The 25,257-nt window shown below is 34.3% G+C and carries 20 protein-coding genes; 9 read left to right on the top strand and 11 right to left on the bottom strand.

Annotated features, from left to right (window positions below):
* Together Q0L29_RS05205 and Q0L29_RS05200 are read right to left on the bottom strand one after the other, a co-directional pair.
* A partial coding sequence (locus Q0L29_RS05205) for an alpha-amylase family glycosyl hydrolase (RefSeq protein WP_296619667.1) occupies positions 1–1,900 on the bottom strand: 1,900 nt, incomplete at its 3' end.
* A 44-nt stretch (positions 1,901–1,944) separates the two neighbouring features.
* On the bottom strand, positions 1,945–3,033 hold the full coding sequence (locus Q0L29_RS05200) for a PA0069 family radical SAM protein (protein ID WP_296619664.1): 1,089 nt from the start codon (positions 3,031–3,033) through the stop codon (positions 1,945–1,947).
* A 95-nt stretch (positions 3,034–3,128) separates the two neighbouring features.
* Here Q0L29_RS05200 and Q0L29_RS05195 point away from each other — a divergent pair, with 95 nt between their 5' ends.
* The 4 genes from Q0L29_RS05195 (at position 3,129) to Q0L29_RS05180 (ending at position 8,814) form a co-directional block, all read left to right on the top strand.
* Positions 3,129–3,914, top strand: a complete 786-nt coding sequence (locus Q0L29_RS05195) for a TPM domain-containing protein (RefSeq protein WP_296619663.1) — start codon at positions 3,129–3,131, stop codon at positions 3,912–3,914.
* Between the two features lie 265 nt (positions 3,915–4,179).
* On the top strand, positions 4,180–6,207 hold the full coding sequence (locus tag Q0L29_RS05190; protein WP_296619661.1) for a TonB-dependent receptor: 2,028 nt from the start codon (positions 4,180–4,182) through the stop codon (positions 6,205–6,207).
* 78 nt (positions 6,208–6,285) lie between these two features.
* Complete coding sequence (truA, locus tag Q0L29_RS05185) at positions 6,286–7,029, top strand: tRNA pseudouridine(38-40) synthase TruA (protein WP_296619660.1); 744 nt, start codon at positions 6,286–6,288, stop codon at positions 7,027–7,029.
* Between the two features lie 9 nt (positions 7,030–7,038).
* The gene (locus Q0L29_RS05180) at positions 7,039–8,814 is read left to right on the top strand and encodes an ABC transporter ATP-binding protein (protein WP_296619657.1); all 1,776 of its coding nucleotides are present in this window, start codon (positions 7,039–7,041) and stop codon (positions 8,812–8,814) included.
* A gap of 1 nt (position 8,815) precedes the next feature.
* Here Q0L29_RS05180 and Q0L29_RS05175 read toward each other — a convergent pair whose 3' ends face one another.
* On the bottom strand, positions 8,816–9,268 hold the full coding sequence (locus tag Q0L29_RS05175) for a hypothetical protein (RefSeq protein WP_296619655.1): 453 nt from the start codon (positions 9,266–9,268) through the stop codon (positions 8,816–8,818).
* 120 nt (positions 9,269–9,388) lie between these two features.
* Here Q0L29_RS05175 and Q0L29_RS05170 point away from each other — a divergent pair, with 120 nt between their 5' ends.
* Complete coding sequence (locus Q0L29_RS05170; protein WP_296619653.1) at positions 9,389–9,559, top strand: hypothetical protein; 171 nt, start codon at positions 9,389–9,391, stop codon at positions 9,557–9,559.
* 69 nt (positions 9,560–9,628) lie between these two features.
* On the opposite strand, the gene Q0L29_RS05165 is transcribed toward Q0L29_RS05170, so the two are convergent.
* Complete coding sequence (locus tag Q0L29_RS05165; RefSeq protein WP_296619650.1) at positions 9,629–12,583, bottom strand: DUF2723 domain-containing protein; 2,955 nt, start codon at positions 12,581–12,583, stop codon at positions 9,629–9,631.
* 185 nt (positions 12,584–12,768) lie between these two features.
* Here Q0L29_RS05165 and Q0L29_RS05160 point away from each other — a divergent pair, with 185 nt between their 5' ends.
* The gene (locus tag Q0L29_RS05160) at positions 12,769–13,026 is read left to right on the top strand and encodes a hypothetical protein (RefSeq protein ID WP_296619649.1); all 258 of its coding nucleotides are present in this window, start codon (positions 12,769–12,771) and stop codon (positions 13,024–13,026) included.
* 3 nt (positions 13,027–13,029) lie between these two features.
* On the opposite strand, the gene Q0L29_RS05155 is transcribed toward Q0L29_RS05160, so the two are convergent.
* Positions 13,030–13,713 carry an arylesterase gene (locus tag Q0L29_RS05155; RefSeq protein ID WP_296619647.1) on the bottom strand — a complete coding sequence of 228 codons (684 nt, stop codon included), beginning with the start codon at positions 13,711–13,713 and terminating at the stop codon, positions 13,030–13,032.
* Between the two features lie 67 nt (positions 13,714–13,780).
* On the opposite strand from Q0L29_RS05155, the gene Q0L29_RS05150 reads away from it, so the two are divergent.
* The 3 genes from Q0L29_RS05150 to Q0L29_RS05140 all read left to right on the top strand — a co-directional run bounded on the left by Q0L29_RS05150 (position 13,781) and on the right by Q0L29_RS05140 (position 18,082).
* Positions 13,781–14,671, top strand: a complete 891-nt coding sequence (locus Q0L29_RS05150) for an SMP-30/gluconolactonase/LRE family protein (protein WP_296619645.1) — start codon at positions 13,781–13,783, stop codon at positions 14,669–14,671.
* A gap of 70 nt (positions 14,672–14,741) precedes the next feature.
* On the top strand, positions 14,742–15,425 hold the full coding sequence (locus tag Q0L29_RS05145; RefSeq protein ID WP_296619644.1) for a DUF2490 domain-containing protein: 684 nt from the start codon (positions 14,742–14,744) through the stop codon (positions 15,423–15,425).
* A gap of 182 nt (positions 15,426–15,607) precedes the next feature.
* Positions 15,608–18,082: a DUF5916 domain-containing protein gene (locus tag Q0L29_RS05140; RefSeq protein ID WP_296619642.1), complete on the top strand. Its 2,475-nt coding sequence runs from the start codon at positions 15,608–15,610 to the stop codon at positions 18,080–18,082.
* A 139-nt stretch (positions 18,083–18,221) separates the two neighbouring features.
* Here Q0L29_RS05140 and Q0L29_RS05135 read toward each other — a convergent pair whose 3' ends face one another.
* The 6 genes from Q0L29_RS05135 to Q0L29_RS05110 all read right to left on the bottom strand — a co-directional run.
* Positions 18,222–19,475, bottom strand: a complete 1,254-nt coding sequence (locus tag Q0L29_RS05135) for a S8 family serine peptidase (protein ID WP_296619641.1) — start codon at positions 19,473–19,475, stop codon at positions 18,222–18,224.
* A gap of 676 nt (positions 19,476–20,151) precedes the next feature.
* Positions 20,152–20,388, bottom strand: a complete 237-nt coding sequence (locus Q0L29_RS05130; RefSeq protein WP_296619639.1) for a hypothetical protein — start codon at positions 20,386–20,388, stop codon at positions 20,152–20,154.
* Between the two features lie 107 nt (positions 20,389–20,495).
* The gene (locus Q0L29_RS05125) at positions 20,496–21,302 is read right to left on the bottom strand and encodes a DnaJ domain-containing protein (protein ID WP_296619637.1); all 807 of its coding nucleotides are present in this window, start codon (positions 21,300–21,302) and stop codon (positions 20,496–20,498) included.
* A 144-nt stretch (positions 21,303–21,446) separates the two neighbouring features.
* Complete coding sequence (locus Q0L29_RS05120) at positions 21,447–23,189, bottom strand: M14 family metallopeptidase (protein WP_296619635.1); 1,743 nt, start codon at positions 23,187–23,189, stop codon at positions 21,447–21,449.
* A 76-nt stretch (positions 23,190–23,265) separates the two neighbouring features.
* Complete coding sequence (locus Q0L29_RS05115) at positions 23,266–24,507, bottom strand: DEAD/DEAH box helicase (protein WP_296619634.1); 1,242 nt, start codon at positions 24,505–24,507, stop codon at positions 23,266–23,268.
* 137 nt (positions 24,508–24,644) lie between these two features.
* Positions 24,645–25,257: tetratricopeptide repeat protein (locus Q0L29_RS05110; RefSeq protein WP_296619632.1), on the bottom strand; the 613-nt coding region annotated here is incomplete at its 5' end.

Genomic DNA, 25,257 nt, shown 5'->3' with positions numbered 1-25,257 from the left:
TAGTACTGTAATTTCCTGTTCTTAAAGCTTGTTGGGTATTTCTAGTGGCAATTACATCCTGATAAGCTCTCCAGAGGGACGAAGGTTCTGTTTGTTGGTCAGCCACATTCTTATCAGGGTAATCCGTTTTTGGTGCGCGCCACGGATTCCCAGTTGTGAATCCAGCATTAGAAGCGCTGCTCCATTGCATCGGCAATCGGATATCTTCATCAGGTTTTTGACCTAACATTCCAATTTCTTCACCATAATAGAGATAAGGAATTCCGGGTAAAGTCAATAACAATTCGGCCACCTGCTTTGCTTTCGCTTGATCGCTGTTCAAAACATTCATCACTCTGTTCATATCATGATTTGTTAAAAATGTCCCAAACTGTAAATATGGATAGCTGCCCATTACTTCCTGTGATTTTGAAATTAGGCCACCTGCATTTCCATTATTAACCGCGGCAATAATGTTTCCCGCAAGGTCGAATTCGAAAACATAATCTAAACCATCATTTCCGACATATTCTCTTGCTTTATCCGTAGAAGTCCATGCTTCCCCAACTGAAAATGAATTGGGATTTATAGATTTATAATGAGTTCTAAAATCTTTCCAAAACTGGAATGTTTCCGCTACATCCTCCAAGCCTTCTGTTGTTTCATAAATATATTTTACCGCATCTAATCGGAACCCATCTACATTCATTTCTTTGAGCCAGAAAGTAGAAATATTAAACATTTCCTCTTTGACGGCAGGAGTTTTATAATTCAAATCCGGCATTCCGCCCCAAAAAAGTCCGTAGTAATAGTCTCCATTGCTTTGGTGCCAAACATTCTGACCCCAAGGACCACTTCCGCCAGGATTAGTATCTTCCCAAACGTACCATTCTCTTTTTTCATTTGATGGATTTTTGGAATCTCGAAACCACTGATGTTCACTAGAACTATGGTTCATCACATAATCAATGATTACTTTTATGCCGCGCTCATGTGCTGCTGCAATAAATTCCTTAAAATCCTCATTGGTACCATAATCGCTTTCGATTTCTCTATAATTGGTTACATCATATCCGTGATAGCTGGGGGATTGATGAATAGGCATTAACCAAATCCCATTTACGCCTAGGTCATGATGCGTGGCAGGATTTCCATCATTGAGATAATCCAGTTTTTGAATCAGTCCTTGAAAATCACCAATTCCATCACCATCTGAATCATAGAAACTTCTAACAAATATTTCATAGAATACTGCCTCATTCCACCAATAAGTATCGGTATTTCCTATGGTAATAAAATTTTCGAAAACTTTAGTTTCCATTTCTCCATCAGCATTTTGAATGGAAAGGCTTACGTCAAAACTTCCTTCATTAGTATACCTGATTACTGGATTTTGTTCTGTGCTAGTTGCTGGTGTTCCACCAGGAAAATTCCATTCCCAAGCAGTAGGATTGCCATTAGATAAATCTGTAAATTGAATGGCTTCTCCGGGTATTGCAAAATTCGAAGAAGCAGAAATATTAACTTGGAGAACATTATCAGGAAATTCATCATTATACCAAAATGCTATAACATCATTTTCTTCAATAGTAAAAGAACGGTTAGCACCACCACCTGGAAATTCTTCAGTTCCATTCCAGCTTCCATTTATCCTGGCTTTCAATTCAATTTGCTGACCAATATTAAAAGATTCAGTTGCTGTGTAAATTCCATCACTATCATCATCATTTAAGACTAAAGCGGGGCTTCCCCAATCATTAAATGAACCTGCTATATCAACAAAATCAGTGTTTGGGTTGAAATTTCCTTGTGTGATTTGCTCATTCATGTTTACCTGAAACTCAACAGTGGTAGTCTGTGATAAAACAAGTGACGGTAGAATAAATAAAAAGAATAAAAGAGGTGATTTTAAAAATGTCATAAATCAAAATTACTAAAATCTGATTCAATAGCAGGTTGATTGAATTAAAATAATGGATAGGCACCGCCTTTTCTGAAAGCGGAAGTGTTTAACTGAATCCTGTCACCCCCTTTCATATACTTTTTCTTAGCCATATGAAAAAGTTGATTAATCATATCGGCTTCAGCTCCCTGCCCCCTCATTCTTTGCCCCCAATTGGAGTCATTTACTTTTCCCCGATGGAGATTTTCAATTTGATGCCAAACCTTTTCAGACCTATCAGGGAAATAATTCTGCAGCCATTTTTTAAAGATTTCTGCTATCCTTCCATTTAATCGAACTACGGTATAGCCAGCATCAGTGGCTCCGTTTTCTGCAGAAAGTTTTATGATTTCAGGAATCTCACTATGATTTAATCCAGGAATAATAGGCGCATTCATAATGGATACAGGAATTCCTTTGCTCCTCAAAATCTTTATGGCTTGTAGTTTTTTAATAGAAGAAGCTGTTCTTGGTTCTAAAACCGACCTCAGTTTTTCATCCAGACTGGTGATGGATAAAATAACACGCACTAAATTATCTTTTGCTAAATCTTCAAGTAGATCTAAGTCCTCCAAAAAACCAGTGTTTTTGGTAATGATTCCCACAGGATGGCGGTATTTTGCCATTACTTTCAATAAACTTCTTGTAATCCGAAGCTTTCTTTCCAAAGGTTGATAACAATCTGTTTTACCCGAAAGCACTATGGGTTTTACTTTCCAATTAGGGTTCAGAAGTTCTTTTCCGAGCAATTCAGCAGCATTCTTTTTAACAATAATTTTCGATTCAAAATCCAAGCCTGCATCCCAGCCCCAATATTCGTGAGAGTTGCGAGCATAGCAATACACACAACCATGCTCACATCCCTGATAAGGGTTTATGGAATATTCCATACCTACATCAGGACTACTGACTTTATTAATGATTTTTTTCGGGTGCTCGTAAAATATCTGGGTAGTGGGCTTATCCAAATGCGTATACTCATCTATCCCCTCATCCCATTCCGTAGTATATTCTTGTTTAGAAAATGAATTGGAAAGATGTTGTTGAGCACCCCTGCCTTTGATATTTTGATTTGAATTCACAGGAGTAAAAATACTAAAAAAATTAGCCAATTACTAAAATTAGAATCTTTAAATTTAAGTAAAATATTCTCTAAAACAATGATTCAATTGTAACTTAGAGGTTTAAAATACAGTAAACTTATAACATGAAAAATATCTACTTTTCCATTATTGCATTATTCTTGGCAACTTCTGTTTTTGCACAGGATGAAATCCCTTCTAGGCCTAATCCACCTAAGTTGGTGAATGATTTAACAAATACTTTGAATAAAGGAGAACAACAGCAATTAGAGCGAAAACTAGTAGCCTATAATGACAGCACTTCCACTCAGGTTGTGATACTAATTGTACCTACTTATGGTCAATATGAACCTAATCAATTTGGTGTTGAGGTTTTCGATAAGTGGAAAATTGGACAGGCAGATAAGGATAACGGTCTATTAATTACCGTTTCTATGCAAGACAAAAAAATGTTTATCAATACTGGTTATGGTTTGGAAAGTGTGGTGCCGGATGGAGCTGCAAGCACCATTATCAATGAATATATGAAACCGGCTTTCCGAAATAATTATTATTATAAGGGGTTGGATGAAGCCACAAGCATTATTTTTGATTTGGCTTCAGGAAAATATACTGCTGATAAAATAGCTGATAATGACGCAGGTAAAGGAATAGGGTTAGGCGCATTTTTAATGTTTTTCTTTATCATCATTACCATAATCTCTCGAATTAGAAGGGTTAGAAATCATCACATGGGAGGTGGAAGTATGGGCATGCTGACCATGATGATGCTATTAGGTGGTAGTGGCAGAAGTCATGGCGGATCTTTCGGTGACTTCAATTCCGGAGGAGGAAGCTTCGGAGGGAGCGGTGGTTTTGGCGGCTTCGGTGGCGGAATGACCGGTGGCGGTGGAGCCGGAGGTAGTTGGTAATAAAATTTTATTTTAGATTGATATTAAAATTTATCTTTATAGCAATAGAATTCAAAATAGCTGTTCTATCGCTAGCCTCTGGCTAGTGATTTTTACTTGTATCACTGGCACGGAATTGATACTATTTTAATGTATCATCATAAAAGAATATGTAGAATTCGCCAGAGGCGGTAATAAGTTCCACTAGCCAGAGGCTAGCGGAAGTAAAATGAACTTCAATTCGATTTATTGTTAATTACATTAAGAATTTCAACTCATTAATCCTATGCACAAATTTTTACTTCTTTTAATTTCTATTTCAATCTTTTCATCTCCTCTTTGGTCTCAGGAAATTAAAAATGACTCCATATTGGAAGTGGTGACTGTAACTGGTTTCAACAAGGGAGAACAAATCAATAAACAATCTGCTCCTATTGCTTATTTAAGCCCTAAGGAATTAGATAAATTCTCTCCTCTTAATCCTGTCATGGCATGGAACACTTTGCCTGGAGTCAATCTAGAACAAAGAGCAATTGCAAGTTATAGGGTAAGCATAAGAGGAAGTTCTATTCGTTCGCCTTTTGGAGTGCGAGACGTGAAAGTTTATTGGAACGGCTTGCCGTTTACAGAAGCTAATGGATCAACAGCCCTAAATCTTCTTAGTAATACACAAATGCAAGAACTAGAAGTGGTGAAAGGTCCTGCAGGAAGTTTATTTGGAGCAGGATTGGGAGGCGTAATGCAAATCAGTAATTTCCCTTCTAAAGAAGAAAGCCCACTGCAAATCCAAGTGTCAGGAGGAAGTTTCAATCAATTAAATGTGGGGCTTAAAGGACAAATTAAATCTGGAAAATGGACTACTTTTTATGCTGTGGATCATCAACAAAATGATGGATATAGAGATCATAATGAATTAGACAGACAGAATTACCAGTTATCTTCCCGTTATCAAATTAATGAAAACCACCAATTAGATTTCCATATTTTGTACAATGATTTGTTTTATGAAATCCCAGGAGGATTAAATGCAGAGCAATTTGCAGAAGACCCAACGCAAGCTCGTGCTGGAAGCGAACCTCAAAATTCATCCATTGATCAAAGGACCGTGTTTTATGGAGTTGGCTACACTAGTTTTTTTGGAGAAAATTTAAGCCAGAGTACACATGTAGCCGGTACTTATACATGGTTTCAGAATCCTTTTATTTTGGATTATAAAGAAGATCAAAATAGAGAGGTTGCATTGCGCCATCAATGGACTTATGATATGAATTTGAATCAATTTGACTGGCAGTGGGATGCCGGTCTGGAATGGCAACATGCAGATAACTCGGCTAATAATTATGGAAATGTAAATGGCCAAAAAGATACAATTCGCTTTGCTGATGATTTGAACATTGACCGAAAATTATTTTTTCTTCAAACTCAAATTGGATATCAAAAATGGGAATTGACTTTAGGGCTAAGCAGTAATCTATTGCAATATAATGTAAACAGAAAGGTTAATGCATTTGCTGAACCATTTGAATTCAATAGGAATTTTGATAATGAGGTGATTCCTAGAATTGCTTTAAAGCATCAATGGTCGCCAAGTAACATGACTTTTGCCTCTTTAAGTGAAGGGTTTTCCAGCCCTACTTTAGATGAAATTCGCACGAACGAAGGGAGTATAAATAGAAATTTACAAGCCGAGAAAGGACGTACTTATGAGCTAGGCCATAAATATTATGGAAAAAGATTACAACTAGACGCTACTTTTTTCTACTCCGCCTTAAGGGAAACGATCACTACTTATACAAACGAAGATGGCGTTGTGCTTTTTCAAAATGCAGGAGCCACTAATCAGCTTGGGACCGAATGGGGAGTGACTGCAAATTGGTATGATTCTCCGCAAGGGTTTATTAATCAAATCAATAGTCGAACAAGCTATAATTTTTATCAATTTACTTTTAAAGATTACCAAAAACGGGAGGAAGATTATTCAGGAAACTTGCTTACCGGTGTTCCTCAACATACTTTTAACCAAACACTCAATTTTGCTATGGCACAGAGATTGAATTTAAATCTTCACTATCGATTTGTAAGTGAAACACCATTGACCGATGATAATGAGATATTTGCTGATTCTTATCACCTTCTAAATGTCAATATTGATTTTAAAGTGCTCGGTTCATTAAAAATCAATCTTTTCGGAGGAATGGAAAACATATTTAATAACACTTACAGTTTAGGCAATGACTTAAATGCCTTTGGAGGTAGATTTTATCAACCGGCTCCCGGAAGGAACTTTTATTTAGGAGCTAAGTGGAAGTTGTAGAAATAATAAAATCAAAATTTAGAATTCGTAAAAGTTATTTCCTCCTACAAAAACCCTTAAATTTGCTTTTTGATTATCATGAGATATTTTTTCACCATAGCATATAAAGGTACAGATTACCATGGCTGGCAAAAACAGCCTAATGCCATGGGTGTTCAACAAAAAGTAGAAGAGGTTTTTTCTACCATCTTAAATCAAAAAGTAGAAATTTTAGGAAGTGGTAGAACCGATAGTGGCGTTCATGCAACAGCCCAGGTTTTCCAATTCGATTTTTTAGATAATTTGAAGGCGGAGCAATTGTTATATAAAGCGAACAAAATGCTCCCGCATGACGTAGCTTTAAAGCACGTTAGAGAAGTAAAGGATGAAGCTCATGCTCGTTTTGATGCTGTCAGCCGAGCTTATCAGTACCATATTATAACAGAAAAAAATCCCTTTGCTATTGACCAAGCTTATTTTTTTACTCAAGAGTTGTCGATTGAAAAAATGAATTTAGCTTCTGAAAAACTTTTGAACTATCAAGATTTTGAAAGCTTTAGTAAGGTGAAAACAGATGTTTATACATTCAACTGTGATATATTTGAAGCTTACTGGAAACAAGAACAGGACACTTTAGTTTTCCATATTAAGGCGAATCGATTTTTGCGTGGCATGGTTCGGGCAATAGTAGGTACTTTATTGGATGTGGGCCAGAATAAAATCCCTATTGAAGATTTTGAAAATATTATTAAAGCTAAAAACAGAAAATCAGCGGGTAGAGCCGTTCCAGCTCTCGGACTTTATTTAACAGAAGTTCAATATCCTGAGGACATTTATTTATAAAAGCGGGAAGTGAAGAAAGACAATATAAAAAGCGGAAATATCATTGATACTAACGTTCTAAAGCGTTTGTATAAGTTTGTGAAGCCTTATAAAGGCCGTTTCTATTTTTTGGTGTTTTTAACTGTAGCTTTAGCTGTTTTAGCCCCGACAAGACCTTTCGTTATTCAGAAAGCAATTGATAATCCTGTTGCTAACGGAGACTTTCAAGGCCTAATTAATATGACTTTGATATTAGTAGGCTTGTTAGTGATGCAATCTATCGTTCAATATGGACATACTTATCTGTCGGGTTGGTTGGGTCAATATATTATTCGCGATATCCGGTTAAAGCTTTACCGCCATCTGCTGAGCCTAAGATTAAAGTTTTTTGATAAAACACCAATTGGTCGTTTGGTTACCAGAAATGTATCTGATGTAGAAACATTATCGGACGTTTTTAGCCAAGGCTTGGCTGCTATGATTGGTGATATATTGCAGATTTTATTCATCCTGGGGATGATGTTTGCTATGAGTTGGAAACTCACCTTAGTTTCTTTAGCTACATTGCCATTGCTGTTCTTAAGTACTTATATCTTTAAAGAAAAAGTGAAAGTTGCTTTTAATGAAGTGAGAAATGCAGTTTCTAATTTAAATTCATTTGTACAGGAGCATGTAACCGGTATGTCTATCGTACAAATCTTTACAGCAGAAAAAAAAGAATACGAGGAGTTTAAAAAGATCAATAATCAACATAAGAAATCGAATATACGATCCGTTTTGTATTACTCTATTTACTTTCCTGTAGCAGAAGTAATTCAAGCAACAGGCATTGGCTTATTAGTTTGGTACGGAGCAAAAAGTGTAGTAAACGAGGTAGAAACAGGCATTACCTTAGGTATGCTGATTGCTTTTATTCTATACATTCAAATGTTCTTCAGACCTATCAGACTGATAGCAGATCGTTTCAATACCCTACAAATGGGGATAGTAAGTTCATCAAGAATTTTAAATTTACTAGATAACGATGAGCATATTCCAAATAACGGAAACTATAATCCTGAAAAGGTAAAGGGAAATATTACCTTTCAAAACGTTGAGTTTTCTTATAATGAAGAAGAAGTTGTACTCAAAAACATCTCATTTGATGTGAAAGAAGGTCAATCTGTTGCTTTAGTTGGAGCAACGGGAGCAGGAAAATCATCTGTTATTAATCTTTTGAGTAGATTTTATGATATTCAAAAGGGTAAAATATCACTCGATGACAGAGATTTGCAAGATTACGATCTGTTTGCATTACGCCAAAATATAGGCGTTGTATTACAGGATGTATTCTTATTTTCAGATACTATCCTTTATAATATCACCTTAGGTAATCCCAACATTAGTTTAGAGCAGGTAAAAAATGCCGCCGAATTAGTAGGTGCTAAGAAGTTTATTGAGCGATTGCCTGGCGGATATGAATATAATGTAATGGAGAGAGGGGCAACGCTCTCAGTAGGTCAGCGTCAGTTAATTTCCTTTGTTCGGGCCATGGTTTATAATCCTAAAATTATTGTTTTGGATGAGGCCACATCCTCAGTTGATACAGAAACGGAAGAATTGATTCAAAATGCAATCGAAAAAATGATGAAGGGTAGAACAAGCATTGTAATTGCCCATAGGCTATCGACTATTCAAGAAGCAGATAAAATTATAGTATTAGATAAAGGTGAAATAAAAGAAACTGGCACTCACCAAGAATTGTTAGAAAAGGGCGGGTTTTACCATCAACTTCATAATATGCAGTACAAGGAAATGGCTTCCTAAACTATTTCACTTTTTTATCTAAATCTTCAAAATAATCTCTTTCTCTGTAAGGGTGTTTTATTCCAAAAGCGGTTATCAATATAGTTTCAAAGGCTGGTCCAAGCCAGATAAGTAGAACACCTGTAACTCCTAAAATTATGGATTCATTATAAAGTGCATCCATATTTTGAATCCAAAACAGAGCATGTAAAATACTGGTAATAATTCTCAAGCCAAGGGTCCATTTTTTCCTCCAAGTAATAACAATTAGAGTGTTTTGCAATAGGATAAGTAATCCAAAAACTAAAACGTAGTCATTAAAAAACCAATCCAAAAAAAGGTTTTCAAAAACAGTTCTTTTGGACTCTTCATCAAAAAAGGGTTCAAACAAAAATAATAATTGATAAGCTCCATAAAACAATAAGATCTGAGCTAAACTGATGGCAAGTCCTACAAAAATTCTTTTTCTGAGCATATATTTCAGTAATTAAAGCCAAAAGATACGAAAAGGCAGGAATATGACAAAGAAAAGGTATAAGCAGTCAACTATTATTCTATTTAAAACATACCTAAATTAAATATCGTTGAAGTAAATATGAAGACTAGAGATAAAGAAAAAAATAAAAAAAATCAAGAATCGAAATCTACACCAATTAAAAAAAATCAAAAGAGCTCTAAAAGTGAAAAGAATCAAGAAGAGGAAGAAAGAAAGGGTATAATTCCAGAAGAAACAGACTTTAAAAAATTCCTCGGCTGTGGTGGTTAATATTTAAAGAAAGAAAGACAAAAAATAGCCCGCAATGTTGCCGGCTATTTTTTGTGACTTTATTAAACTTTACATTCTTTCATATAATACTCTTAGTTGATCTTGATACTCAACAGCTTGTTGATTCATGCCGTATTGTCTCATGATTTGAACAATCTGGCTGAGAATCGCAAAGCTTATTTGTCTTTCTCTGCTCATGTACATCAATTCATGATCTACGAGGTAGCGGAATAATTCATAGTTTTGATCCCATAAAACATTAATTATTTCATTAGCTTTCTCTTCATTTCCTGTTGCTAAATAAATTTGAATATAATCTAATGCCGTCATATCATAAGGCACCACTTCGTTAGGAATCTTTTTAATAATAAAATCAATTACTTCCAATGCTCTTTTTTCATCTCCTTCGTTAACTAATGACTTCGCCAAAGCAGTATATACTGAGCGATGATTCAGGAAGAAATTTCTATAATTCTCATTATAATAAACATCCGGATCTGCAGTATTGGTAAAATGAAAATTGTTCATCAAGTTATTGTACATCACTTCTGTATTGACAAATTCAGATTGAACATCATTTCTTTCTACAGGTAACAATCTATAAGTTAAACCTTCTTGCACCACATACTTTCTCAAGTCCATTTTGATTCCATTCAAGGAAGTAGTATTGAAATAGATTGGTCGTTTCCAATCGTTTTCATTCATGATATCTAATATCATTAAATCTTTTTTCTCAAGACCGTTTCCTTTTACATTCCAAACCATTCTATCTACCAACATGTCGGCCTTATCTTCAGGAATTATTCCCAGACTTCTCACATGATTTACATCCACTTTCAAGCTCAATTCCTTGGAAGGCAACATATTGTAACTGCCAACAGAGGTAGGAACTTCCAGACTCTTATTATTATTTCTGATTAAACTTAAATAACGATCAATTGGAATGGCTCCAGTTATACCTGTGTTTCCCATATAAGGTAAATAATCATTTTTACCTCCTTGAGACACTTGCTCTTCACTTAAGGTTATGGGTAAAGGTTCAGAATCATAAGCATTTTGGCGCATTTGATTTATGTACCAGTCCGTATTAAAGTAACTTAAAACGATCACTCTAACATCTGTCCTGAAACCTTCTACTTCTTGAACAAACCACAACGGGAAAGTATCATTATCTCCACCCGTGAATAAGATTGCATTAGGTTCGCAGGAAGCAAGGTAATTTCGGGCTGCATCCACTGAAAAATATCTTCCTGAACGATCATGATCATTCCATCCTTCAGATGCCATAATACCAGGTACTATCAAACAAATTACCCCGGCCACGACTCCGGCCACTTTTGGTTTTTTGATGGCTCTTTCCAATAAGGAAGCAACGCCCAAAACTCCAAAACCAATCCAAAAAGCAAAAGCATAATAAGAGCCCGCATAAATATAATCTCTTTCCCGAGGCTCGGTAGCCGGTGAATTCAAGTAAAGAATTAAGGCTATACCCGTTAAGAAAAAGAACATAGCTACCACACTAAAGCCCTTCACATCTTTTTTATATTGGAAGAAAAGGCCTATAAGACCCAAAATAAAAGGCAACATATAGAAGTTATTTCGTGCCTTATTTTCTGCCATTACTTCCGGCAATTCGCTTTCATCCTGGAACATGGTTTTCCAACCAGCTCCCTCAATATCACTTTCTCTACCTGCAAAATTCCACATCAGATATCGGAAATACATATGGCCTAGTTGATAGCGGAATAGAAATTTAATATTATCTGCAAAATTTGGTTTTTCATTTTGGCGTAACCCTGTCCATCTTCTGTATTCTTCAGCATGACCTGGGGCTCCGCTATACATTCTTGGTAGAATAGTAGTTCTACTCGGATCGTGCTTTGTATTGATTTTATAATCCGTGATTTCATACTCCTCTTCCCCTTTACTATAAACAGCGTCTCCTTGCTCTTGAGAAACTACTTCAGCATCAAAATACTGGCCATGCAAAAGAGGTCTTGAACCATATTGATCTCTATTTAAATATGACAATAAAGTCATCACATTTTCAGGATTATTTTGATCAATCGGTGGATTGTAATTTGATCTGATCATCACAATAAAGTATGATGAGTATCCAATTAAAATAAAAGTTAAAGCTAAAAGAAAAGTATGGAGGGTAACTTTTTCCTTTTTGATGGCATAATATATTCCATATGAAAGGCCTCCAACTAAAAGTAATCCAAAAATCAAGGCTCCAAAACCAAATGGAAGACCAATTGAGTTTATAAAGAAGATTTCAAATTGACCAATCAAATTTGGTACTCCTAAAATGATAAATTGCCAGATGAAGATTAGGATTGCACTACTAATTAAAAGCGCAAAGAAAATTCCCTTAAAAGTTACGTTTTTATATTTCTTAAAATAGTAAATCAAACCTAAGGCCGGGAGCGCCACTATATTCAACAAGTGTACACCAATTGATAACCCAATAATATATGCAATTAAAATTAGCCATCTGTTTGCATTAGACTCATCTTCAATTAAATCCCATTTCAACATTGCCCAAAATACTAAAGCAATTAGGAAAGAGGACATTGCATATACTTCCGCCTCGACAGCTGACCACCAAAAAGAATCTGAAAAAGTAAAGGCTAAACTTCCGATCGCCCCTGCGGCAATGATTTTTATAGTTTGAGCCATATTAGCCTCTCCCACTTTAATCTTCATGATTTTATGAGATAGAATATTAATGGACCAAAACATAAATAAAATGGTGAATCCACTACTTAAGGCTGAAACCAAGTTGACAGCAAAGCCGACAGATTCTACATCACTCGCGGCAAACATAGAAAACATTCTGCCAATTAATAAAAACAGTGGTGCCCCTGCAGGGTGAGGAACTTGTAACTTATAGGCGCTGGCAATAAACTCCGCACAGTCCCAAAAGCTGGCAACAGGTTCTAAAGTGATGATATAAACGGCAGAAGCGATTAAAAAAATAATCCAGCCACTGATGTTGTTAACCTTTTGATAAGAAGTCATAGATTTTGTTTTTTTATAACAGAGGCGAAAATAAGAAATTAAATACTTTCGGGCATTAAAACGAAGCGATTAATTCAGGATTGCCATCATTGGTGATTTTAATTCAAGTTTATTACTATCAAAAGCTCATATAATTTTATTATTAAATTACATTTTAGTTTATTGTACTATAAAATAGTTTTCAAATGACAGGAGGTATTGGCTTTAGTAGACAAGGAAGTGATTCATTCAAACAAAATCGTGCTCTGAGAAACAAGAGAAAAGCAATGAATGAAAACCCTTATACCAATAATAAAAAGCATAAAGCTCGAGGGAATTTTAACTTAAAAGAAATTCAAAACTACAGAGCTAAACATAAAAGGAAAGCAAAAATGATTAGTAGATTAGTGATGCTAATCTTTATTCTTATTTCTATGGTCGTAATAATCTATTTGATTAATTAACATTTAGATCAAAGGCTCCAAATACTCCCAAACTGTTTTCGCTACTATTTTATGGCCTTCCGGTGTAGGATGAATACCATCCGGTTGGTTTAAACCTGCTTCCCCACCCACATCTTTCAATAAAAATGGAATTAAATTTACATTTTTTTTCTCCGCTATTTTAGGAAATAATTTTTGAAATTCTTCCGCATAAGCTTGTCCCATATTGGGCGGAACCATCATTCCAGCTAGCAAAATTTTAACTTCAGGATGTATTTGCCTCACTTTATCTATAATCGCCCTTAAGTTTTTATTGGTTTCTTCTGGTTTAATTCCCCTTAAACCGTCATTTCCACCCAGCTCCAACACAAAAATTTCAACGGGCTGGCGTTTTACTACCCATTCCACTCGGGATAATCCGCTGGCAGTAGTTTCTCCACTCACCCCTGCATTGATAACATTATAGTCATAACCCAAAGAATCTAATCTTTTCTGAATTAAGCCCGGAAAAGCTTCTTCTGCCTCTACTCCATATCCTGCAGTAAGGCTATTACCAAAAAAAATAATATTATTCTTTTCCTCCTTCTTTTCTTTAACTTTTTCCTCTACTTCCTTCTCAACAGTTTTTTTCTCTTGTTTAGAACCTGAATTACAAGCTGTTGTAAAAATAAATAGTATCGCAAATACAGGGTTTAAGTAGAGTTTCATATTCTTATTTTTTTATGCAATTAATGCTTTTGTTTTAAAAAGCTTAAATTACACAAAATGTTATAAAATGATTGATAATAGAACTATTCATCTTTTAATCCTAAGTACTATTTTATTTTTCGGATGTAAACAGCAGCCAAAATTGCCCATTTCAGCAAATTCTGATATTCTGAAAGTTGCCGAGGGCTTTGATTTTACTGAGGGACCAACTTCTGATAGTTTGGGAAACGTTTATTTTACTGACCAACCCAATAATCAAATTTACAAATATGCTATTGATGGAAAGCTAAGTGTCTTCACTGATAGCTCCGGTAGATCAAATGGTTTATATATAGATAATAATCAAAATCTTTGGGCTTGTGCCGATGGACAAAATCAATTGTGGAAATTCTCTTTAGATGGAAGCAAAGAAATAATTTTAAATCCTTCTGGAGAAGTGAATTTCAATGGCCCAAATGACGTTTGGGTTCACCAAAACGGTAATCTATATTTCACAGACCCAATTTATCAGAGACCCTATTGGGAAACTAAGCATGATACGGTAGGTCATCAATCCATCTATTTATTAAAAAATGGTAATCCTATTTTATTGGATTCAACATTAATACAAGCCAATGGAGTAGTTGGAAATTCAAAAGAGAACTTATTATTTGTAGCAGATATAGGCGCTGGAAAAACCTATCGCTATACAATCAATGAAAAGGGAGAGCTTGAAGATAAAATACTTTTTGTAGCGCAAGGCTCTGATGGAATGACATTGGACTCAAAAGGAAACTTATATTTAACGGGTAAAGGAGTTGACATTTACGATAAAAAGGGGCGCTTCATACAGCATCTTGAAATACCAGAAGATTGGACGGCCAATATTTGCTTTGGTGGGAAAAATTTTGATCAATTATTTATTACTGCAACTCGCTCATTATACAGTGTTAAAACTAATGTGAAAACCGTTCGTTGAAAAAGCTTTGCAGAAGGATTTCCTTCCAATAGTTTTGCAATGATTTTTAATTTTCAAATTCGTCAGTATAATGTTCCGATTAGTTTTTGTTTTAATTTTTCTATTTTCTTTTTCACCTTCTTTTGCCCAAGATGAGCCTGATTTAGGTGCTTGGTATATGTATTTTGGGGGAGTAGAATTTGAAAACAGTCAATTTGGTATTCATACAGAAGCTCAATACCGAAATCATAATACCATTGGTGATTTGGAACAATTACTTTTAAGAACAGGATTGCGATATCATTTAAAGGATGGTTCGGCAACTTTTACATTGGGTTATGGACATATTACTACTGAAGCTGTTGGAGAACCCAATAATACTTTTTATGAAAGCAGAATATATCAGGAAGCATTGCTGAAGCAAAATGTCTCAATAATTTCCTTAAATCACAGATTCAGATATGAGCAACGCTTTGTGGATAATCAAGATTTCAGAACTCGTCTGCGATATGCTTTATTTATCAATATTCCATTATCAGATAAAAAGTTTAGCCCGGGCGCATTTTACATTCCCATCTATAATGAGGTTTTTATAAATGGAGAAAAAAGAGGAAATATAGAATATTTTGATCGAAACCGATTGTATGGAGGCTTGGGCTATGTTTGGAAAGAAAATCTGAGAGTACAAATCGGTATAATGGAGCAAAAGCTTAATAGCAACTATAGTAAAACACAGTTGCAATTCTCTCTGCATCATAATTTTAACATAAATTAAGCTATTCCAGGAATAAACATTATTGCATTATTCATCAAGTCTGTAAGCTTTTCAGCTAAAGACCTTAAAAACCTACCGTCTATCTACTTAAATTTGTATTGATGTAATTCCAGCATCAAATTCCCTAATAATGAGTTAAAATTGGAGGCAAGGTTCATAATTATTTAAAGTATCTCTACATAATGATTAAAAATTTATCGATAACCCTTATTCTATTTATTTTTTCGGTTGTAACTATTTCAGCTAAAGAAGAAAAAAAAAGAGTTATAAGGGAAATGGAAACCCAATTTGTTGAAGAACTTACACCCAGTATTGATGGTGAACTGAATGACAAATTTTGGCAGAATGTAAATGAAACAGAAACTAGCTTCATTGTTTTTGAACCTGAAAATGGTGCTCCATCCAATCAAAAAACATTTATCAAAACCGCCTATACTGATTTTGGAATATACATTGCCGCCAGAATGGTAGACAATACCGGTGAGCCTATTCGTCAGGAATTAGGTATAAGAGATGACGACAGGAGAAATGCCGATCAATTTGGAGTGATTTTGGATACTTATCAAAATGGACAAAATGCATTTTACCTAAAAGTTAGTGCCTCAGGAGTTCAAACTGACATATTTATCAACAGAGGTAGAAGAGATTACAATTGGGATGCCGTTTGGAAAAGTCATGCAAAAATTACAGAAAACGGGTGGCAGGTCGAAATGGAAATACCCTATTCGTCAATTCGTTTTCCAAAGGAAAAGGACCAGGATTGGAATATCAATTTCATGCGTAAAATTCAAAGCAAAAACGAGACCTCCTTTTGGAATTATGTAGACAACTCTATTGATGGCTTAGTCAATCAATCTGGCGTATTAACAGGCTTAGAAGGAATTGAGCCACCACTTAGATTATCCATTTCCCCTTACGTTACCACTTACTATAATAAATTCGGTGATGAAAGTGGAATGGACATTACTGGGGGGATGGATTTAAAATACGGTTTAACAGAGAGTTTTACATTAGATATGACTTTAATTCCAGATTTTGGACAAACCGTTTCCGATAATCTGGTTTATAATTTAGGCCCTTTTGAAGTTCAATATGATGAAAACAGACCTTTTTTTACTGAAGGAATTGAGCTTTTTAATAAAGGGGGATTGTTCTATTCTCGTAGAGTCGGACAATCTTTTGGCTCTGTAAATCTCCTTGGTTCCGACTCCTTGGTTACAAAGCCAGCAGAAGCACCATTATTGAACGCTTCCAAAATAACTGGAAGAACTAAAAACGGTTTAGGCATTGGTTTTTTTAATGCCATTACGAATAGAACCTATGCTAAGGTTTATGATAAGGAAAGTAAAGAATTAAGACTGGAGCAAGTAGATGATTTGACTAATTTTAATGTGATGGTTATAGATCAAAGCTTGAAAAACAATAGTAATATTAGTTTAATCAACACCAATGTTCAGCGTTTTGATGGTGGAAATAATGCAAATGTAATCGGTTCTGATTTCCGCTTGAGAGACAAAAGCAATACTTATCAAATCGATGGATTTGGAGCATATAATAATATTCAAAACCTTGAAGGATTTGTTAATGATGGATATAAATATAATATAAGCTTGGCCAAAATCAGCGGAAAGTATCAATATAGGATTGGCAGAAATGTTGAAAGTGATACCTATAACCCAAATGATATGGGATATATCCGTAACCCTAATCAAATATCTCATTTTGCCTCTGTGGGTTATAATCAATTTCAGCCTACCACAATTTTCAATCGATACAGAATACGGGCTGGTGCTAATTATAGTGAATTATACAAGCCTAATTCATATCAGGATTTCACTACCTGGACTGATTTGTGGGCACAAACCAAAAGCTTCCAATCCTTTTACTTAAATATTAGATACGAACCTTTTAAAACATTTGATTATTTCGAACCTAGAGTAAAAGGAACCAAATATTTCAAAACCTGGAATTATAGTAGCCGTTTAAGGTATTCCTCCGACAACAGAAAAGCTTTTATGAGCAGCGTCTCGGTTGGAATCTGGAATGCCCCAGATCGAGAACAATTTGATTATTGGGTTAATTTTTCTCCACGATACAGACTAAATGATCGGTTTTCCATCAACTATGATATAAACTACAATAAACAATCTAGCTCAATTGGTTTTGCCGAGCATTTTAAAAATGATGAAGGTGATGTTCAACAAATTATATTTGGTGAACGAGATATTGATGTGATGTCAAATGTATTGGGATTAAATTATACTATTAATAATAAAATGGGTTTTAATTTCCGCTTGCGACACTATTGGAATAAAGTAGATTATTTTAATTATTTCAGCTTAACAAATAAAGGCGATATAGAACCTATTGCATACAATGGCAAAGATTTAGCAAGCGACACCTATGAAAAGCATGACACAAATTTTAATGTGTTTAATATTGATGCCGTTTACTCCTGGCAAATTGCCCCAGGAAGTTTTGTAAATGTAGTATGGAAAGATGCTGTTCAGGAAGTTAACAATATGGTAGATATGAATTATTCAGATAATTTTAAAAATGTATTATCCACCGAACATCGTCAAAACTTAAGTATCCGTTTAATTTATTTTCTAGATTATACTCAAATCAAAAGAGATTTAGCACTTAATAGAAGTTAAAAACAACCTATTATTTAATATGCTAAAAACTTATGTGTAAGCAAACCACATTAAATTTTTAGAAACCATAAAAAAAGGAGCTTAATTATAAGCTCCTTTTTTTATAATGATTTGATTCTTTAAGAATCTACTGCTATTCTTAGTAAACTAAGATTGGATCAGCATTTCCATCAGGATCACCATTAACTGTTCCGTCAGTAGTATTTCCACCTAATAGTAGTACACCCGCAGCATGTGGCGCTGCCATAGAAGTACCACTAATTGTGTTATATCCACCATCTTTCCACGTAGAGTTAATACTAACACCTGGTTGGCAATATTCAATCGGAGGATTAGCAAAATTAGAAAATGAAGCAAAGTTGTCATTAATGTCCATTGCAGAAATAGTATAAACATTATTTGCTTCTACTCTAGCTGGTGAAGAAAGGTTAGCATCTTCACTTGAATTTCCAGCAGCTAATACCATTTTAATGCCTGCATTTGCTGCAGCTTCTACGGCTGCATCTAAAGCATCAGATGTAGGGCCGCCTAAGCTTAAGTTAGCAACATCACCTGGGTTTCCGTTAGCAGCTACGTGATCAACGCCAGCAATTACACCTGAGTAAGAGCCACTACCTCTTGAATCTAATACTTTAACTGGTATAACAGTTGCTCCAGCAGCAACTCCAATAACACCAACGCCATTGTCAACAGCAGCAACAGTTCCTGCAACGTGAGATCCATGACCGTTTCCGTCATCTAAGCTTTTTCCATCTCTTCCAGAAGTAAAAGCATTATAACCTCTTGAGGCATCAACATTTAAATCTTCATGATCTAAATCAATTCCAGTATCAATAATCCAAGCAACAGAAGTACCTGTATAAGTTACTCCACCATTTACTCTAGTAATTCCATAAGGAGTTGACTGTGATCCAGTGTCACCACCGCCACCACCATCACCATCACAAGGGCCTCCATTAGGAGTTCCGCATGGTGGAGCTAATGTTACAATTCTATCTGGCTCAATTTGAGCTACTCTTTTGTCAGATCTTAATTCATTTAATTCTGCATCAGATAACCTTAATGCAAAACCTTTTACTGTTTCAGAAAAAACAGCAATAATGTTTTCATTTGAGATGTTATTCTCTTCCAATAAAGTATTGGTAGTACCAACAATTGCTTCTTTTCTAGCTTCTGGAGTAGCTAATCCACGCATAGTTAAATTTGAGATATTTTCATTGTAGGTTACAATGTATTGGCCAGGTATAATTTGGCCGTTTTCCACATCACTTACCTCAATAAGGTTTGATGGGTCATTGATTTTCATTTCATCCTGCTGAGAACAAGCTGTGAATATTACAGCTGTAACCAGTAAGGATAAAATACTTTTTGTTAGGTTTTTTAGTGATAACATAATGTAAGTATTTAGTTAAGAAATTAATTTTCACAAAAGAGAATTAATTGATTTAATAAAACAAATAATAAAACTAAAATTATCTAATAAATAGAATTATTTCACTTAAAATACAATTTTAACAAAATATTATTAAATCATTTTACATGATTACAAAATTCATTACTTCCACCGTTTACATATCTACGGTTTTACGATATCGGTAATTAGTTAATTTAAAAGGTGTTTTTCTGTATTGATCGGAATATATTTTAAGCCTTCTCTTTTATAGTTTTATTAACCTAATGTATGAAGATTGACTTATTAGTAATAAAAGAATTATTCCCCTACATGTTTTTTATCCCAATAATTAGACATTTTTATTAGTTATATCAAGAATTGATTTTAAAAAAAAGCGGTTTTTGCAGCGAGAGATAATTTTGCAGATCTTCTCAGAAAAATTCAATTATTTGGAGTAATTGAAAACCTTATAAAATCGATATTAATAAATACGATCCGTATTTGACTCTGGTTCTGATACTGTTGAGATAGGAAAAGGTAAGTTTTTAATAAAAGATTCTCATGTAAGGATATTAATTATCGAGCTGTCTTTATTAGGAATTCGGAAATAGAAATATAGAAATATAATGCACTTATTTTCTAGGTCTACAAATTTCAAAAAGGATTTTCTTAGTAATTAGTTTTCTATTTCACTATAGCCTATTCTCAAAAGTGCATATGCCATTCCACCACTTATTAAAGTCCCTAGAATGATGAACAGAAACATATCCCAAGAAATTGTATTGGCCATAAATATTGCTTTATAGCAATTAACCAGTAAAAGAATAAAAAACATAACTGCAGCTAATAAACTTCCTATTCCAAAATAAATAGCTAATCCTCCGTTAACTCTTTTTTGTAATCTTTTTGACATCGTATTAAAGGTTTATTAAAGATTAAATTTAGATCAGTAAAATAGATCTTTAGGTGAATATTAAAATTAGGTTTCGTTTTCAGTACGCTACAAAGTTTGAAAAGATTTTAAAAAACCAGCACAAGTTGAAAGATAAAAATGATTAAAAAAATTAAAAATATAGTCAATTTATAGTCATTGTTTTTAATAAAGTTTTGGTAGGCAATAATTAATATAATTGAAACTGGAATTAAAAAACCAAAAATTCTAAATAAACCATATTCATTATATATAGTATGATCACCACTTTTGTTTTTTATAAATGCAACTTCTCTAAAAATCCTGCTCCTGTTTAAAACAACTGCTTCATTTATATCAATTATGCCTGTTTTCTGTTTTGCAATTTTGAAACTAATTCCATTATCCAACTCTAGCTTATATGATTTTTCTGAGCGTTGTGATGGATATCTAGAAACTGCATTAACAGTTTTTATTTTTGCAATTTTTACTTCCTCCGACATAGAGGGTATTATATAATCGATAATAAGAAGGCAATTAAAAATTAAAATTACTAAAACAAGAAGTCTTAATTTTACAAAAAGCCAGTCAAACATCTCTTCTTTTTGTGCCGCTTCCTGTTCTCTTTTTGCTTTCTGTCTATTATAATAGGCCTGCCTCCTATCTTTATAGTCATTTGTTGAATTGCCGTAATGTGCTTCTTTCTGGTGCTGAATTGGTGGATGAGGATGCTTTTTTAAGAAATAATAAGCTGAGCTTATTTCCTTAAACTTTTCTCCATTATCTAATTGGTAAATATCCGGATGATATTGCTTGGCTAATCTTCGGTAAGCATCTTTAATTTCTTCTAAGGATGCACCCGGGTTTAGTCTTAAAACCTCAATAGATTCGTTGTAATTTATTTTGTGCTTAGCCATTTGACCTTGCAATATAAAAGTAGCTTAACCCTAAAGCAAAACCTATTCCGGTAAACAGAGATATGTTTTGTAAAAAATAACCAACTATCATTCCCACTAATGTGCTGAGTGTAACTTTTACAAATCGGTTTTGCCAAAGCTTTTTCATTGTGCCATTAGCCTGTAAACGGGATATGTTTTATGCGATTTTTCATAATGTTCAGAACGCTTAAATATCCAATCCAACTGTGCATAATTGTTGGAGGCAAAAGTAGAATCAGATTCTTGTTTATCATAAAACTCAGCTCGCTCTTCTTCAGGCAAATTAGCTAAAATTTCTTTGGCTTTGGGTTCAAAAACATAAGCTGAAAAACCTTCTTTCTGTTGCAAAATACTATCGAAAAAATTCCAGTTAAAAAAAGAATCCATTGCTTCAGGTTCCAGCGTTTCCACTAAATATCTCCTAGCTTTTTGTTGAGTGTTTATCAAATAATCTCCTTTTCTGAACGCTACTTTTTGAACTGAAGATTTTACCTCAGTATTGAAATGCAAATAATGTCCTTCATAAGGATTCGAAACGGTTTTGAAATCTTCGATATGGTAAGCCTCTACAGAAATAATAGTATCCTTTTTTAAAATTTCCATTTTGACATCATTTGCTTTCAGCCGATTGATTACTTCAAACCACGCTTGAGAAATTACATAATAATCAGGTACTCGGACTGATTTCTTAACTTTATAAAAATTATAAAATGGAACCTCTTTTTCAAAAGTGTCATTTCTATCATAGTTCAATAATGGATTAGCCGTTAGCTCACTTTCAGGGTAACTTGTAGTATACCCTTCAAGAGTAATCATTTTAAATTCGTCTTTATCATTACTCCAAAGTATTGGTAAAGAATCGGCTTCCATCAATTCCGCTCTATCCTGCTTTTTTAATTTTTTTATTTTTGATCCTTCTATAGCGGTTAGCTCAGAAGCAACATTTAAGAAATCATAAATATTTTCTACCCTGGTTTTATAATTTTTCAACATATGATCTTCCGTCATAAATCCAAAAGTTTGAAATAAAGTAGCATAACCAGTTGAATAACGAGGAGCATCCCAAAATTGAGTCCATCCTTCCTCGGGAGTGGTTCCATGCACATTCACATATTCGATTGGATTTCTTCCTTTTTCTTCCATCTTCTCAAATATCAGAGGCTCGAATTCTTCCTCCAGGTATTTCCCCAATTTTCCGCCTAGCTTATTGTGTTGGGTAGATAATACTGTTACTACATGCTGATGATCGGAACCATTGGTCACATGGGTATCAATAAAAACATCCGGATCGAGTTGATGGAAGATTTCTGCAAAGGCAAATGCATTTTTAGAATCCATTTTGATAAAATCTCTATTCAAATCATAATTCTGAGCATTCCCTCTAAAACCATAAGATTCCGGACCTGTTTGATTTGTCCTTGTAGTACTGTTTCGGTTAAGCGCTCCCCCAATATTATAAAATGGAATTACCGCCACAATTACACTGTCCAAAAAGGAATGTTGACTAATGTTTTGTGCCCAATTTCTAAGCATCATCATTGAAGCATCAACACCATCTGATTCACCAGGGTGAATTCCATTGTTAATAAATAAAATGGGTTTACCTGATTCCTTTAATTCACTGAAACGAAATTTTTCGTCTTTATTAAAAACCGCCAAGTGCAAAGGTTCACCACTATCTGTTTTTCCCATTTCTCGCATATCAATCTGCGGAAATTTTTGCGCAAGCTTTTTATAAAAACCCATTCCTTCTTGATAGGTGGCCGTTTCCGTTCCGTTGGATTTTTCAAAAGCTGTGATTAATTCCTGAGCATTTAAAAAAAATGAACTTAAAACAAATAAGATGAAAAATAAATAGCGCTTCATATTGAATATTTTGAGTTGAAATTTAAAATTACAAAATCAGAATTGATTAGAAGATATTGAAAATGATAAAAGAATTTTATCTTCTTCCTCCTTTAATCCCCTTCTTTTTTCTGTTAGCAAAAAATTCTTGCTTTCTGCGTTGTTTTTCCTTTTCAAATTCTTTTTTCTCGGCATTAGTCATTGGATTATCCGTTTGTGGATAAGGATTATCTTTCACTACCGGAATTTTCTGATTGATTAGCTTTTCAATATCCTTCAGATAATCGTTTTCTTCTGGTTCACAAAGGGAAATAGAAACCCCTGCCTCGCCAGCTCTTCCTGATCGCCCAATTCTATGAACATATGTTTCGGCTACATTGGGAATATCAAAATTGATTACATATTGTAATTTATCAATGTCAATCCCTCGTGCTGCAATATCAGTAGCTACTAAAACACGAATTTCTTTATCCTTAAATTGAGTAAGTGCTTTTTGTCTTTGGTTTTGAGCTTTATCACCATGAATAGCTGCTGCCGATATATTTTGCTTTTTTAATTCTTTTACGATTCGGTCTGCCCCATGCTTTGTTCTATCGAATAGCAAAACCTGATCCATTTTAGGATCTTTCAAAATATGAAGCAACAAATCTTTCTTAGTGGATTTATTCGTGTAGTATAAATATTGCTGAATAGTTTGTGCTGTCGAAGAAACCGGTGTAACGGCTATCTTCTTTGGGTCATTCAAAATTTTTCTAGACAGTTCCACTATGGTATCCGGCATAGTTGCAGAGAAAAATAATGAGTGTCTTTTAGCTGGTAAAACTGCAATGACTTTTCTTATATCATGGATAAAGCCCATATCCAACATACGATCTGCTTCGTCTAAAACAAAATATTGAATATCTTTCAAATTGATAAAACCCTGGTTCATCAAATCAAGCAATCTTCCGGGAGTTGCAATCAATACATCGACTCCATTTCTAATAGCTGAGGTTTGTTTGTTTTGATTTACTCCACCAAATATAACCGTATTCTTAATTGAAGTATATTTCCCGTAAGTAGAAAAACTTTCTCCTATTTGTATGGCTAATTCCCGTGTTGGGGTTAGTACCAAGGCTTTTATTTTTTTGGAATTAGAATTATCATTTTCGAGATGCTGCAGAATAGGAATTGCAAAAGCTGCGGTTTTGCCTGTTCCTGTTTGAGCACTTGCCATAATGTCATTTTTTTTCAATAAAAGCGGAATAGCTTGTGATTGAATGGAAGTAGGCTCCGTATAGTTTTCTTCTTTAAGCGCTCTCAAAATGGGCGCAATAATATTAAGTTCTTCGAATCGCATATTTAGGATTTAATTGTTCCTATCAACGATTAAACGAAAAGGAACTCTAGGTGTGAAAAATTAAAAATCAAAGGTAGTCAAATAGAAAGTATTAATAGTAAAAAGCTGTTTTTAATTTCTTGAATAAGGGTCTTGAATTAATTCAGAAAATCACCTCTAAGATTTCGGAACCTTTTCCTAGCCTCTGCAACGAATATACTTCCAGGATAATCCGTTAGTAATTTTTGGTAATATTCTTTAGCCTTTGCTGTATCCTGAATTAGTTCTTCGTAGATTTTAGCCATTTCAAAAAGAGCATCATCTGTTAAAATATCATATGGCATATCAAAAACTATTCGTTGCAATAAGTCAATCGCTTTAATATATTCACCTGTTTCTTTATCTCTTTTTGCTTTTAACCAAAGTAGCTCATCGAGAATTGGATGTTCTTGATATTCAATAATCAGACTATCTAATGTCTGCTGAGCTTTTTGAAATTTATTTTGATATAGCATTAAATCAACATCAGCATAGGCGCGAAGCGCCTTTTGTGTACTATCCAAGATAGTATTGTTTTTTATTAAAATACTTAAATCCATCGCATCATTAGAGATTTCTCTTCTAGTTGCATTTTTCAGGATATCCAGATGTTCCTGGGCTAATTCAAATTCTCCTTTATAAAAAGATAACTTAGCATTTTTCAATTTGGCGGTTTCGCCTAAATTTTCATTTTTATGGCTTTTTTCCACTTGATAATACAAAAGAACAGAC

Source organism: Marivirga sp., assembly GCF_024636815.1.
Taxonomy (GTDB): Bacteria; Bacteroidota; Bacteroidia; order Cytophagales; family Cyclobacteriaceae; genus Marivirga.
This window is presented reverse-complemented; position numbering and strand designations above follow the sequence as displayed.

Coding starts and splice junctions, on each gene's coding strand:
- Q0L29_RS05165 (WP_296619650.1), bottom strand. CDS start 12,583: ATGACTTCTTATCAAAAGGTTAACAACATCAGTGGCTGGATTATTTTT.
- Q0L29_RS05160 (WP_296619649.1), top strand. CDS start 12,769: ATGACAGGAGGTATTGGCTTTAGTAGACAAGGAAGTGATTCATTCAAA.
- Q0L29_RS05195 (WP_296619663.1), top strand. CDS start 3,129: ATGAAAAATATCTACTTTTCCATTATTGCATTATTCTTGGCAACTTCT.
- Q0L29_RS05120 (WP_296619635.1), bottom strand. CDS start 23,189: ATGAAGCGCTATTTATTTTTCATCTTATTTGTTTTAAGTTCATTTTTT.
- Q0L29_RS05170 (WP_296619653.1), top strand. CDS start 9,389: ATGAAGACTAGAGATAAAGAAAAAAATAAAAAAAATCAAGAATCGAAA.
- truA (WP_296619660.1), top strand. CDS start 6,286: ATGAGATATTTTTTCACCATAGCATATAAAGGTACAGATTACCATGGC.
- Q0L29_RS05175 (WP_296619655.1), bottom strand. CDS start 9,268: ATGCTCAGAAAAAGAATTTTTGTAGGACTTGCCATCAGTTTAGCTCAG.
- Q0L29_RS05125 (WP_296619637.1), bottom strand. CDS start 21,302: ATGGCTAAGCACAAAATAAATTACAACGAATCTATTGAGGTTTTAAGA.
- Q0L29_RS05190 (WP_296619661.1), top strand. CDS start 4,180: ATGCACAAATTTTTACTTCTTTTAATTTCTATTTCAATCTTTTCATCT.
- Q0L29_RS05130 (WP_296619639.1), bottom strand. CDS start 20,388: ATGTCAAAAAGATTACAAAAAAGAGTTAACGGAGGATTAGCTATTTAT.
- Q0L29_RS05115 (WP_296619634.1), bottom strand. CDS start 24,507: ATGCGATTCGAAGAACTTAATATTATTGCGCCCATTTTGAGAGCGCTT.
- Q0L29_RS05150 (WP_296619645.1), top strand. CDS start 13,781: ATGATTGATAATAGAACTATTCATCTTTTAATCCTAAGTACTATTTTA.
- Q0L29_RS05140 (WP_296619642.1), top strand. CDS start 15,608: ATGATTAAAAATTTATCGATAACCCTTATTCTATTTATTTTTTCGGTT.
- Q0L29_RS05155 (WP_296619647.1), bottom strand. CDS start 13,713: ATGAAACTCTACTTAAACCCTGTATTTGCGATACTATTTATTTTTACA.
- Q0L29_RS05135 (WP_296619641.1), bottom strand. CDS start 19,475: ATGTTATCACTAAAAAACCTAACAAAAAGTATTTTATCCTTACTGGTT.
- Q0L29_RS05145 (WP_296619644.1), top strand. CDS start 14,742: ATGTTCCGATTAGTTTTTGTTTTAATTTTTCTATTTTCTTTTTCACCT.